14 protein-coding genes are annotated in these 12720 nt (G+C 45.0%); 5 read left to right on the plus strand and 9 right to left on the minus strand.

Translation table 11 applies throughout. The features are described from left to right. Nucleotides 1-34 precede the first annotated feature (34 nt). The 4 genes from V512_RS14685 to V512_RS06105 all read right to left on the minus strand — a co-directional run bounded on the left by V512_RS14685 (nucleotide 35) and on the right by V512_RS06105 (nucleotide 2305). On the minus strand, nucleotides 35-469 hold the full coding sequence (locus V512_RS14685; protein ID WP_207759740.1) for a hypothetical protein: 435 nt from the start codon (nucleotides 467-469) through the stop codon (nucleotides 35-37). Nucleotides 470-675: 206 nt separating this feature from the next. After that, complete coding sequence (locus V512_RS15285) at nucleotides 676-804, minus strand: hypothetical protein (protein WP_279300413.1); 129 nt, start codon at nucleotides 802-804, stop codon at nucleotides 676-678. Between the two features lie 11 nt (nucleotides 805-815). Then, nucleotides 816-1436 carry a hypothetical protein gene (locus V512_RS06100; protein WP_099829568.1) on the minus strand — a complete coding sequence of 207 codons (621 nt, stop codon included), beginning with the start codon at nucleotides 1434-1436 and terminating at the stop codon, nucleotides 816-818. 167 nt (nucleotides 1437-1603) lie between these two features. After that, entirely contained in the window at nucleotides 1604-2305 is a 702-nt protein-coding gene (locus V512_RS06105; RefSeq protein WP_243392280.1) for a hypothetical protein, read from the minus strand. A gap of 117 nt (nucleotides 2306-2422) precedes the next feature. Here V512_RS06105 and V512_RS06110 point away from each other — a divergent pair, with 117 nt between their 5' ends. Further along, nucleotides 2423-3076 carry a YggS family pyridoxal phosphate-dependent enzyme gene (locus tag V512_RS06110; RefSeq protein WP_099829569.1) on the plus strand — a complete coding sequence of 218 codons (654 nt, stop codon included), beginning with the start codon at nucleotides 2423-2425 and terminating at the stop codon, nucleotides 3074-3076. 114 nt (nucleotides 3077-3190) lie between these two features. Here the strand turns inward: V512_RS06110 and V512_RS06115 are convergent, their stop codons facing one another. The 4 genes from V512_RS06115 to V512_RS06130 form a co-directional block, all read right to left on the minus strand. Then, nucleotides 3191-5350: a Tex family protein gene (locus V512_RS06115; protein ID WP_099829570.1), complete on the minus strand. Its 2160-nt coding sequence runs from the start codon at nucleotides 5348-5350 to the stop codon at nucleotides 3191-3193. After that, nucleotides 5343-6287, minus strand: a complete 945-nt coding sequence (locus V512_RS06120; protein WP_099829571.1) for a pyruvate kinase — start codon at nucleotides 6285-6287, stop codon at nucleotides 5343-5345. Before V512_RS06120 ends, V512_RS06115 begins: the two co-directional genes overlap by 8 nt. A gap of 171 nt (nucleotides 6288-6458) precedes the next feature. Beyond that, nucleotides 6459-7361: an HD domain-containing phosphohydrolase gene (locus tag V512_RS06125; RefSeq protein WP_099829572.1), complete on the minus strand. Its 903-nt coding sequence runs from the start codon at nucleotides 7359-7361 to the stop codon at nucleotides 6459-6461. Between the two features lie 139 nt (nucleotides 7362-7500). Beyond that, nucleotides 7501-7878, minus strand: coding sequence for a hypothetical protein (locus V512_RS06130; protein ID WP_099829573.1), 378 nt, complete (start codon nucleotides 7876-7878; stop codon nucleotides 7501-7503). 208 nt (nucleotides 7879-8086) lie between these two features. On the opposite strand from V512_RS06130, the gene V512_RS06135 reads away from it, so the two are divergent. The 4 genes from V512_RS06135 (at nucleotide 8087) to V512_RS14950 (ending at nucleotide 11022) form a co-directional block, all read left to right on the plus strand. After that, nucleotides 8087-9286: a DDE-type integrase/transposase/recombinase gene (locus tag V512_RS06135; protein WP_099829646.1), complete on the plus strand. Its 1200-nt coding sequence runs from the start codon at nucleotides 8087-8089 to the stop codon at nucleotides 9284-9286. Nucleotides 9287-9455: 169 nt separating this feature from the next. After that, nucleotides 9456-10076 (plus strand): cyclase family protein, encoded by a 621-nt coding sequence (locus V512_RS06140; RefSeq protein WP_099829574.1) that lies wholly within the window; start codon nucleotides 9456-9458, stop codon nucleotides 10074-10076. Nucleotides 10077-10090: 14 nt separating this feature from the next. Further along, the gene (locus V512_RS14945) at nucleotides 10091-10414 is read left to right on the plus strand and encodes an MBL fold metallo-hydrolase (RefSeq protein WP_243392281.1); all 324 of its coding nucleotides are present in this window, start codon (nucleotides 10091-10093) and stop codon (nucleotides 10412-10414) included. A gap of 23 nt (nucleotides 10415-10437) precedes the next feature. Next, nucleotides 10438-11022, plus strand: coding sequence for a hypothetical protein (locus V512_RS14950; RefSeq protein ID WP_243392282.1), 585 nt, complete (start codon nucleotides 10438-10440; stop codon nucleotides 11020-11022). A gap of 366 nt (nucleotides 11023-11388) precedes the next feature. On the opposite strand, the gene dctP is transcribed toward V512_RS14950, so the two are convergent. After that, nucleotides 11389-12675 (minus strand): TRAP transporter substrate-binding protein DctP, encoded by a 1287-nt coding sequence (dctP, locus tag V512_RS06150; RefSeq protein WP_099829575.1) that lies wholly within the window; start codon nucleotides 12673-12675, stop codon nucleotides 11389-11391. Between the last annotated feature and the right edge of the window lie 45 nt (nucleotides 12676-12720).

Genomic DNA, 12720 nt, shown 5'->3' on the forward strand with positions numbered 1-12720 from the left:
AGGGCTTGGAGGAGATCCCTCTGTCGGCATAAAGTCACAAATCTCTCGCCAAAAGCACAATGTTGTCTATTCCGGAGAGCATAACAACAGATCGAGCTACCGTGCCTAGATTACTGAATCCGTTTTCTACAAAGAAGCTTGTCGTCCCGTTCGGGAATGGACTTACTTCACCGGATAATACCTCTACGCGACTGAACCCGAGCTTTCTGCACTCCTCCAGGACAGACTCGATCAATTCCCCGCGATAGTCGTATCGGGAGTCAGGAGAACTATAGACGCAGGTAATGAAGGCTGTGGACTGGTCCTTTGAGATTGGGTAAGGGGAATTGAGCGAGGGAATAACTTCAACCAGAGCGACTAGTTTTCCTTCAGCAAAGGAAACGAAGCCGAAGACGACTCCATTTCTCCTGGAACGCTCGTTCCAGTCGATTTTGTTCTCTGTACCGTAGCCGGTTCCATTGGTGCACACAAGACATGCGTGCCTCAAAGACTCTTTCAAAAGGCGTTCTATACCATCGCTTTTCCGGAGGGTTTTCGTTTCGCTTGCTCGAACGGAGCCGCGATTTTCCGACCCGTCAGTACGTCAACTATGAAACTGGACGAGACCGGCCCCGCAATCTCCAGATCTCCGTGAATAACCGAGAAAGGAAAGAAAATACGGATATCGACGCTTTCCTACATTAGATTGCATTCGATGAGGTCAACATCTAGAACCGCCGCGGCCTTTCTAGCTTGCTGCAGTGCTGATGCGTTCCAGGAGCACTGCTTGCCGAAGTAACAGACTCTAAGTGCTCTGTCGGTCATTGACAACCTCGCTATTTCTTCACCAGCGTGTAGACAGTGTTTCCCATTGTCTCATCCCTGAGTATGTAGAAGCCGGCGTTTCTTAACCATTGATCGTACCAGCTCTTCAGGGGCTTGAAATTGTATCTTCCTTCTTCATCTAGAAACTCGCCGACAACTACAGGGAGTCCGCTTTTCTTAAGAATGTCGTGCCGCTTCTTGGCCTCTTCTTCTTCACTGATTCCCGTTACGATTAGACCCACACCGCTGGTCTTAACTGACCTGGCGATTCTTAGAAGGGTCTTTGACCATAACTCGGGATGGAGTCTTTGAAGCATCCCAGAAGCGATGAATCCATCAAAGATACCGAGGAAGTTGAAATCGGAAAGGCTCATATTCATAACCCGGATTCCCATTGACTGCCTGACCGCTTGGTTACAGGAAACCCCCACGACTCTAAGTCTCATATCTCTTAGGAGAGGCCAAAAATCTGCAGAGCGGCAGCCGAAGTCTGCGACTATGTTCGACTCTTCGAGAAAACCTACCATCCGTAATACGAAATCCTGCAGTTTTCCTTTGTCTATCTCAATGCCAATAGAAGGTTGCTCTAGCACTCTAGCTCTATGTTGTTCAAGCCAATCTCGTCTTTGCAATCTACTCACCTACTATTAGAGATTGTATCGGAGTATGGAGGATAATCAAACAAAAGTCCTGACTCTAGTTGTCAGAAATGGTAATTCATCTTCACTAATTCAGTCTTCGACTCTCCAAATCTATAGGCTATTTCTGCTACAAAAGTGAGCGATGCGTCTCTATCGGCCTAATAGTAGACTGCTTTTGCTAATTCCTGCGAATTATTGTCTAATGGTAGGAAGAGAGTCTCTCTCGAATCCTCTCCTTCAACAACCTTTATCACCGCTTCAGAAATTCTAAGCTCTTCATCTCTACAATACTGTGTGTACAGATCAATTGAGTAGTGGATCTTGTCTGTTTCAAGAAGCCATGCGTGTCCAAGCAATTGATAGTGCTGAATGTTGTACAGATCGTGAGAAATGGCAAATTCTTTGCTCAATGTCTCTTTGTCGCCATCTCTTAGTCTAACCTGACCGTGATAAGTCTCTTCAGGAAATAGCTCGATCATTGCAGTAAAGACACCGTTCTCAGATTCGAGTTCATAAGATCGAACATCTGCATTTTCATCGATCACATTCAGAAATAGCTGACTTCCTTCTGTGAATTCAGAAAAAGTTACAGAGACCTTAAGTACAACTTTTTCAAGAGAAGTTGTAGGTCTGGTGAAGTGCACCGACTTGGTAATGTCGTCGGATTTCTCGATTTGGTTTCGAATATCGTTAACAACGGAATCAAGAGATGCAACTCTCGATCTGAGAGTAAAAAGGTCGGTGCGAACTTTCGAAATCTCTTCCAAGAGCTTGTTTGACTTAAAAACGGTTGTTTCGAGATTAACGATTGCAGCCACCGAAATCAATACAACCAATAACCAAGCGATGCCCCTACTCATAACATCCTTTCCTACTAAGTATTCACCCCGGCAATTTGAATAATATCACGATTTTCGTCTTTGCTCAAACACAATGGAATTCGATGCAATATAATTTACTAAGAGGGAGGTCTGAAGATGATTGTTGATAACGTGAAAAGACTGAGAAGAGAAATACCTGATTATGTGACCATCGTAGCCGCATCGAAAACGAGGACTGCTTCAGAGATTCTAGAGCTTCTGGATAGCGGTTTGAGGGATGTCGGTGAGAACTACGTTCAGGAGGCTCAAGAGAAATTCGAGGTGATCGGCAGCAAAGCCAGATGGCACTGTATAGGTCACCTGCAGCGAAACAAAGTCAAGAAGGCCGTTGAGATATTTGACTTGATCCAGACTGTGGATTCCCTGAAACTGGCCGAGGAAATAGATAAGCGATGCGCTTTCATAAACAGGAGAATGCCGATAATGATAGAAGTTAACAGCGGCAGGGAGGAAAAAAAGGCCGGGGTCTTTCCCGAGAATGTCTTTGAACTTATTGAATCGATTTCATCCCTCGAGAATATTTCTGTAGTTGGTCTGATGACTATGGGGCCGTTAACCGATGATCAGGAAGAAATCCGACCTTACTTAAGACTAACTAGAGAGTTGTTTGAAGAGATCTCCATGCATAAGATCGAGAGAGTTCAGATGCGTTACCTTTCTATGGGGATGTCCGGCTCATACAAGGTTGCGATTGAGGAAGGATCCAATATGGTGAGACTTGGCACGATAATCTTCGGCGAAAGACAGTAGGACGAGCGCTCCACAAGGGTACCGAGTAAGCATACTCGGTCGATCTTCGAACAGTTGCTTAGGGTCAAGAGTCCCTATATCGATTGAGTTGTGTCCAACGATTTCACGAATTGCCTAACTCCGAGATTCGTTGCTGCCGGAAAGCAACTCCAATCCAATCCTCATTCTCTTGGTGTCAACTTCAAGCACTCTAACTTTCACGATCTGGCCGACGCTCAAGACTTCAAGTGGATCCCTAACTCTTCTTCCCATCTTGCTTTTGTGAATCAGACCGTCCTGTTTGACTCCAATGTCTACGAAGGCGCCGAAATCTACGACGTTGCGGACGGTTCCTTCAAGTTCCATGCCTTTAGACAGGTCTTCCATCGAAAGCACGTCGGTCCTCAGAATCGGTTTCTCCAGCTCCCCTCTTGGGTCTAAACCGGGCTTTTTCAGCATCCCTATTACTTCTCTCACAGTGATCTGGTTAAAACTGTTTTCCCTTGCCAGAGCTTCGGGATCGATTTGATCAAGCAATTCAGTAATCTCATCTTTTCTGTCGAAGAGCTCTTCCGGGAGCAACTCTACGCTTTCAAGAATGAATCTGGCGATCTCGTAGCTCTCCGGATGGACAGAGGTTCCGTCAAGAGCTTCGGATCCATTGATTATTCTGCAGAATCCCGCCGCCTGCTCGAAGGCCTTTGGACCTAGACCGGAGACTTTCAGCAGTTCCTTTCTGTTCCTGAACGCTCCGTTTTCAGCCCTGTGTTTTACAATGTTCAGTGCGGCTCTTGAATTCAATCCGGATATGTATTTGAGTAAATGCTCCGATGCAGTGTTTAGATTGACGCCTACTAGATTCACGACAGACTCGACCTCTCTGTCGAGGGTCCTTTTCAGTTCTGACTGATTTACATCGTGCTGATACATACCTACTCCAATAGCTTCAGGCGAAATCTTCACATATTCGGCGAGGGGATCTTGAACTCTTCGGGCGATCGATATAGCCCCCCTTGTTGTTACGTCCTCATCTGGGAATTCCTCAATGGCGACTTTTGAAGCCGAATATACAGATGCGCCCGACTCGGTGACTATCATATACTTGACAGGAAGATTGTGTTCTCTAATCAGCCTGCTCACGAAGAGTTCGGTTTCCCTTGACCCCGTGCCATTACCTATGGATATAAGCTCGACATTCAACGTGTTTATCGCCTGAACAACTTTCATCGATGAACCGACGTAGTCATTCTTTGGAGGGGTGGGAAAGATCACGTCATGATAAAGAAGGGAACCGTCCTTTCCGATGACTGCAAGCTTGCACCCGGTCCTATAACCGGGGTCAACACCCATGACCACCTTCTCGCCGAGAGGAGGCTGAAGAAACAGGTCTCTCAGATTTCTGGCAAATACATGGATTGCCCTGCTTTCTGCTTCTTCTCTTATCAGATTTCTCACTTCTCTTTCTATCGAGGGCATGAGAAGTCTGGAGAAGGAATCGACCGAAGCCTCAATCAACTCTTCATAGTAGGCGAGATAGTCTCTCCATCCCAAGAGATCTCTCAAAGTTGGAAGGATATCGTACGGGAGCTCCAGTTTCAGCGAAATAATCTCCTCGCGCTCTCCTCTGAAAAGAGCGAGAATTTGATGGGCTACCAGTCTTGATATTGGCTGAGAGAAGTCGTAGTAATCTCTGTAGACTTCACGCTCATCCTCCTTTTCGGTTCGGGAGCTCTTGATTATCCCCTTCTCCTTAAGTAGACTTCTTAGCTTTTCTCTTACTGCCACTTCCTGTGAGAATTCTTCGGCAAGTATATCTCTGGCTCCTTCGAGTGCATCTTCGAGCTTGAGGATTTCCTGTTCTGCATTTATGAAAGTGAAGACAAAAACCTCATCTTTGATTCTTGAAGATTTAAGGAAATCCGCTAGAGGCTGGAGCCCTTTCTCCCTTGCCTTGTCGGCTCTGGTCTTCTTCTTTGATTTGAAGGGAAGATAGAGGTCCTCGACTAACTGAAGATTCTTTGCTCCTTTGATGCTTGCTTCCAGCTCATCAGTAAGCTTGCCTTTTTCCTCGATTATCCTAAGAACCTCATCTTTTCTAGAACTCAGTTTTTTCGCATACTCGAGAGCATCGGAAATCTCTCTTAACTGTATCTCATTTAACTCTCCAGTCTTTTCCTTTCTGTATCTAGCGATAAATGGAATCGTCTTTCCTTCTTCGAGCAGTTCGACTGCGTTTTCTACTTTCCATCTTGGTAAAGCCAGCGAGTTGGCGATGTCCAATATTATCTCATTCATCCGAAGTGACCTCCAGAACGGTCTTAATTGTCTCAATAGGGAAGGAACCATAAGCAGTTTCATTCGAGAGGACGACACCTGAAAACCCCTTTCTCTGAACGTCCTTTAAGTGGCACAGTTCACTCCTCGTAGCGAAAGGGTGTTCTACCATGTGCTCCAGAACCTCCCCTGCCATCAGAACCGGCTTGTAAAGATCATTGATATTCGCCGAAAAATAGTCATAGAAGTCTACAAGCCCTCTCGGCCCCAGCTGTGCTCCGAGATCTCCGCGGCATAACCAGAGCTCGTCGCTTGAAGCGGAGATTTCCTCGATTTTCGAGAAGGGTAGCTCCCTTTCGATCTTCGATGCCACAGCTCTTCCGGAAAGATCCTTCAGTTCGATTACTTCACTTGGACTTGAGACGAATGAAAGAGCGTATCTTATGAAGTCATATTTCTTAGTAGTCAGCACAATTTCTATGTCTCTCGATGAAAGCTCGATCTGATTTATGGGGTGCGGCGAGATGTTCATTCCTTTGGAAGGTCTTATTGTTCCTCCTCTCAGGACCATAGCTCTTGCGCAATCGGCTTCCGTCTTTAGCACCTGGAGTTCTATTCTGCCATCTTCTATGGAGACTTTAATCCCCGGGGAGAGATATGACAAAGATCTCGGGTCTATCAGTATACCCCTGAGTTCCGAACATTTACTACCCAGAATCACCTGTTCTCCGGCCTTTAGTTCGATTACCCGCTGGCTGCGCGATAGTCTAAGCTTTGCTCCCTGGAGATCAATATACAGTGGAAGCGAGCAGTTTTCCTCGTAGTAAGACACGAACTTCTGGAGGTCCTCAAGAGTCACATGTGATGAGTTTATTCTTATCGCCGAAGCCCCGGCCATCTCTACAGACTTGAGGAGTTTCCTGTCACTTATTGTAACAACGATCGAAAACGCTCCCATACTGATCACCTCTACTGAATTATATCAGTAACACCATTTGAGGCCTCTGCTTTTTGAGGAAGATGAAGCTACCGAATCTTTAATAATGATGGCTCTTTCTTACATCAGGTAGGTGGGAAATTGAGGTAGTTATCGGCTAATACGCGATCGTTCAATACGCAAGATATTAGACTAAACAAGTCCTTCCCGAATGCAGCTCTCAAGAGCGTTCACAATCTCGGGATCATATTGGGTGCCCGCCTGGGACTTCAGTTCCTCAAGAGCACCCTTGCAGCTCATTGCATCTCTGTACGGTCTTCGCGACGTCATTGCGTCAAATGAGTCGGCTACAGCTACTATTCTGGCCTCCAGCGATATTTCATCTCCCTTCAATCCGTCGGGATATCCGGAACCATTTACGCGTTCGTGATGATGTCTGATGATGTCGTGAGTATCTTCTAGAAAGCTGTTTTTTACCATCTGACAGCCAAACACCGGGTGAAGCTTAATTCTCTCGAACTCCTCTTTGGTTAATCTTGAGGGTTTCTTCAGTATCGAGTCCTCGATTTCGATCTTTCCGATGTCGTGGAAAAGGGCTCCCATCGCTATGTTCTCTTGCTTCTCGGGAGGGACGCCTAGCTTTCTTGCTATGGCAAGCGATACGTCTCTGACTCTTTTCCCATGTCCGTGGGTGTATGAGTCCTTTATCTCAACTTGAGAAAGAATACTCTTCATCACCGAGATATTCTTGCTGATGTGCTTGAACAAAGGTCTTGAAGAAATATGTAGAAGCTTGACATCCGTTTGGGGTTTCAGCTCAACTGGAGCCTTAAGATTGTGGGCGTAGAAGTAGTCGCCATGGCCAAGATGAACTTCTTCATCGGAGAAGTTACAGGAAATCCTTCCTTCGATCACATAATAGAATTCAAGAAGATCTCCACCCGCAAAGGTATCCAGAAAAGTGACGACTCCCGACTTGAGTTCATAAACCGAAATCTCTACTCCGTCGCCGTGAGCCAGAAGAGACAGAGAAGAGTTTTTTTGGACAACCGTTTCGATCGCTTCGTTAGATTTGCAGACTTTGAACCCTTCCATTTATTCCCCCAAAAAGAGCATCACAGTAAAAAGTATAATCTAGTACAGTGTATCACAAAAGACGCATAGTTTGCCTAAAACGAAAAAATGCCGTAGATGACTACGGCATCTAAAGCTCACTTTAACTTGCATGACTTGATTAGTCATCGATAATCAGTATCGGATCTATTAGAAAGACCTTGTAGCCGAGCTTCACCGGTACATAGTAACAGATGGCTTTGTAACCAAGCTCTTCGATTCTCGCTATCGCATCCTGAGAAATACTTAGAGCCTTACTGGCGAGTTCATTGCCTAGATTGTCTATTAGGGTTTCATATGCGTTTTGTGACATCCCTCTTTCAGTATAATGCACCGTGAATTTCTCGGCCTTCTCTACCGCCACTTCAATCAGCGACTCAATCTGTTCGTTTGCAGTGTTGGCTATCTCTTGTGCTAGATCAACCGAGGTAGCGATATCCGCAACGGCAAAAACCGAAACAAGAAGAAGCAACAGCGTTAAGGCAATTCCTTTTCTCATTGGTGTCCCTCCTCTCAATTTTTTCGAACGTATTAATCATATCATATAATCTATCGATTTCAAATATTCCGATATGCATCACAAATAATCTACTTGAAAAGGGTAACGTTGCATCAAAAATGAAACTACTCGAAAGGTAAGGATGAAGGGGATAATCTTCGCGAATGCCTAGTTGAAAGAGGTAGGGGCGAAGATGAAGAGAATAGACATGACTGGATTGATTGAGAAATACTCAAAGAAGTACAGGAAGGCTGGAAAGAAGGAGAAGAGTAGAATCCTTGACGAATTTATTGAATTAACTGAGTACAACCGGAGCTATGCATCACTAAAACTTAGGAGAGGTTATTCTAAGAAGAACAAGAGAAGCAAGTTCACAAAGAGGCGCGGAAGAAAGAAGAAATATGATTTCGAAGTATTTAGAAAACTAGTTGAGATATGGGAGATCCTGGACTTTCCTTGCGGCAAGAGACTCAAAGCGATTATTGAAGAGGCGATAGAGAATCTGATCAAGAATGGTCATTTGTCTTTGAGGGAAGAAGTTAAGCAGAAGCTTTTGGAAATAAGTTCCTCTACAATGGATAGACTTCTACGAAGTGAAAGGAAGAAGATGGAACTGAAGGGTAGGTCACATACAAAACCCGGTACTCTCTTGAAGAAACACATAAGGATAAAGACTCATCACGAATGGGATGACACAAAACCAGGTTTTGTCGAGGTGGATCTTGTCGGTCATGAAGGAGGTAATAGCTCGGGAGAATTCTGTTATAGCCTGAATATGGTAGATGTTGCCAGTGGTTGGAGTGTCGTTGCACCAATAAGGAACAAAGCTCAAAGATGGACCCTTGAAGCTATAATCGCATTGAGAGAGTTACTTCCTTTCCCTCTTTTGGGAATTCATTCTGACAATGGCTCGGAGTTTATTAACGCTCATTTGTATAAGTATTGCTTGGATGAAAGATTGGTCTTTACCAGAACCCGGAGTTACAACAAGAACGATAATCCCCATGTGGAACAGAAGAATTGGTCTTTGGTCAGAAGGGCCGTTGGCTATTACAGATACGACACTTTGGAGGAACTGACTATCTTGAAGGAGCTATATGCAAGCTTGAATCTCTACAACAACCATTTCCAGCCTACTCAAAAGATGATCCAAAAGACCAGAGATGGTACAAGAATAGTGAAGAAATACGACAAGTTCGCTACTCCCTACGAAAGAGTACTTAACTCTCCCTGGATTGACTACACAAAAAAAGATGAGCTTCGCAAGGTTCACGAAGCCCTAGATTTATATATACTCAAGAGTAATATAGCACATTCTCAGGAATCACTCGTTGATATACAGATAATGAAGTCTAAATCTAACTCAAAGGGAGGTGTTCTTAATCTCCTTCAATTCGATTTTGAATAGATTCTATTTTGATGCATTAACTCTCTCTTGAGTAGATTTAATTATGATGCATTACGTATTCTCGATATGCTCAGCATTACTCTCTCGACATCCCCACCTGATTCTTGATCTGCAACCGGCCTGAGATGTGATATTCTCATACTAGCATGTAGTTCGAGAGGTGAGGACTGTGGAGAAATTCTTCGATCTTTCAAGAGCAATTGAACACGGCCAGGCTGTCTATCCAGGCGATGAAGAGACTGAGTTGATCAGATCCAGGCATCTGGCAAAAGATGGGTTCAACAATCACAGGCTGAGAATAAGTATGCACTCGGGAACGCACATTGACGGACCCATGCATTTGACAGAGTCTGACACATATATTGACGAGATTGATATCGGCAGCTTCATCGGGAAAGGTATTTTACTGGACGTGAGGGGCAAAACGGTGATAAGAATGAAGTCGGAGTATGAAAAAGAAGTACCTCTGGAGGCGATAGTCTTGTTCTGGACGGGCCGTGACCTGTTTTTTGGAAGTGAGGATTATTTCGTCAACAACCCCTATCTGACGCGGGAGCTCGCAGAGTTTCTGGTTAAGCGGAGAACCCGGCTTGTTGGTTTCGATTCATCCTCTCCTGACAGGTATCCCTTCGATATTCACAGAATTCTATTCAATGGAGGCTGTTTGATCGCAGAAAACCTTACGGGGTTTGAAAGAATCGCGAACTATGAGCATATCAAAGTCTTTGCGATTCCCCTTAAGATCCATGCCGACTCCTCTGTAGCGCGAGTCTTTGCGGTTGCAGAATAAAAAAGGGTAGAGCTTTGAAGATTCAGCAGATTGGCAGCAGGGGAGTTTTGTTTACCTTTCAGGACGGAGACTCCCCGATGACTGGGGAGACATCCGTTTACTTGATAGAAGGCAGATATCGATTCTATTTGTGTGACACGTTTCTGGGGAACAGATCCATGAGTGTTGTCAAGAACTACATCCAGGAGACTCCCAGAAAGGAGCTTGTAATCTTCAACTCACATTCGGATTATGACCACATCTGGGGAAACGGAGCATTCGAAAGGTGCGAAATCGTGACTCATGAATTTGCTAGGAGAAGAAAAGAGAGAGATGGGATTACGATTTCGAAAATCTAGAGAGATTTCGAGACGGAGAAGTTTTGAAAAGACTTCCCGGCATTACCTTCAGCGATAGACTAGTCTTTGAAGATGACGACATAGAGTTTCGTTATATGCCTGGACATACGCTGTGTTCTTCAATATGTCTGGATAGAAGAGAGTCGGTGGTCTTCGTGGGAGATCTTGTGGAAGATCCTCTGCCAGTTACTCTTTGGAACGATCCGATCACGTTCATGGAGAGTTTGAAGACTATACTTGAATCGTCATGTCAGACAGTTGTTTCCGGACACTCCGGCATCGTCGCTGGGAATCTTATAAGAAGCAATCTAGAGTATCTGAAGGCTCTTTTTCTTGGTGAAGAAATAGACGTTGAAGAAGGCGAAGAGACACATTTGTTCAACACGAAGTATCTCGACTTTCTGCATTATGAAGATATCGCAAGAAAAATGCTTGGCGAGAAGTTTGACTTCGTGCAGTTTAAGAGAGAGTTTTGGCAGATGCTTGGAGTGGAAAGGGAATCTTTGAAATTTGAATCGAGATTGATCCGACAGACTCCTTCTGAAAGACTTGAAGAGATCTGGCCCCAATATGAAGAGCTGTTGAATAGCAGGAAAGCTTTGGAATGAAAGAGAGTAGAATACTGAGCAGCATATGGATTTGATGGAGGTGAGAATGTTTGGATTTTCGATTATTCCTTTAATTATCGGTATCACGGTGGTTGTGGGTCTAATTATTTACTTCACGATTGCAAGGTAAACGAAAGCAAGGGTTCATGAACCAGTAGGGGGTCTAATTTTATGTATCCATATCAACACAACGCTTTTCTTGATTTATTTGCCATGAATGATATCATTCGGGTGCCTAAGCTTTGTCATCTTAAACTACTGCCCCTCAAACGTTCAAAACGAGTGAAGGGCAGCTTGATCAGATAGTAAAACTACTCTAGAGAGGTATCTCGAATTTGCAGAGTATCCTCTTCATTGATTACTGAGTTACATCCCTTCCGAGGCTGCATGTATTCGGACGTATGCATCTTCGCCCCACACGGCAGAGAAACGATTCTGGGAGTAGTAGGCTGCCGCCTGTTGGAGCAACCCATCCTTACATGGTACCAAGACCTGGACACCGTATTTCTGAGCGAGTTCTCCGATTATCTCGGCTTCACGTTCGAGAACTTCCGTTTCCATGTATGATCTCGCAGTGTGCAGCGCCTCCAGAATCCAGTTCTTCTGCCTGTCGTTCAGCATTTTCCATGTAGCCTCGCCGATTATCGGGTTGATCGATTCGATCTGATGCCCGGTAAGTATTATGGTCTTTATAGAATCGATGCATTCCTCAGCTGTAATGCATTCAAGGAGCATCTCCGCGCCCTGAACTGAACCACAGCTCATCGCATCTTTGAGAGTGCTCTGACCCATATAGACGGGAGTTGCGCCAAGAGCTTTGCAGGCGTCGAATGAGCCCTGGTAACAGCTTGAGCAGAGCTTCAGTCCTTCCAGTTGCGAAGGATCTTCGATCCCGCTTATGACTTCGTTCAAGAAGAGATGATGACTTCCGCTGTACCAGTTGTCGAGCACCCTTACTCCGGAGTCTGCTGCGGCTCTATCAAGAAGCCCTGACATGATTCCACTGTCCATAGCCTTGTCCATGTGCTCCACATCCTCGAATAGATAAGCGGCGGAGAAGATCGATAGTTGAGGGAGGAACAGCGAGTCGGCAATTGAGCACAGGCTGCAGTCGAATGCCATCAATTCCGTTCCGTTGATTACACCGGAAAGAAGTTCTTCGGAACTACGGTTATTAGTATGAAAGATCCTGACGTAGATGTCTCCTTTGCTGAGAGTGTTTACGGTGCTTGCGAAGACCTTCATCGCTTCAACTTTCACATCATCCACGGGAGCGGAGGTAAAGGCGCTTATGAATACGCTGTACTCCTCTTCTTCCTCCCCTTCTCTGTAGAACCCATCGACTTCTTCTACGGGTTCAGATTCTTCCTTAGATGAAGAGGCAGAAGATGCAAAATAGTAGAATGAGGGATCCCCCTCTTCCTCCCGTTCTCTGTAGAACCCTCTTGCGGCCATATTCTCCAGAGTGATTGGGTCTGTATTGTCTTCTTCATACTTGAAAGAAGGGATCGTTGATGCGAAGTTCAATGAAACAGGATTTTCTTCTTCAAAGGGCTCATACATCTCGTCTATTGGTTCTTCGGAAAAAACGGATACACTAAGCAGTATTATTGAGACTAAGAGAAAAACTGATATTAGCTTCATTCTTCTCATGTAATCTCCTCCTCGGGCCAATGAGGCCTCTTATCGGTTCGATCG

This window comes from Mesotoga sp. Brook.08.105.5.1 (assembly GCF_002752635.1).
Lineage (GTDB): Bacteria > Thermotogota > Thermotogae > Petrotogales > Kosmotogaceae > Mesotoga.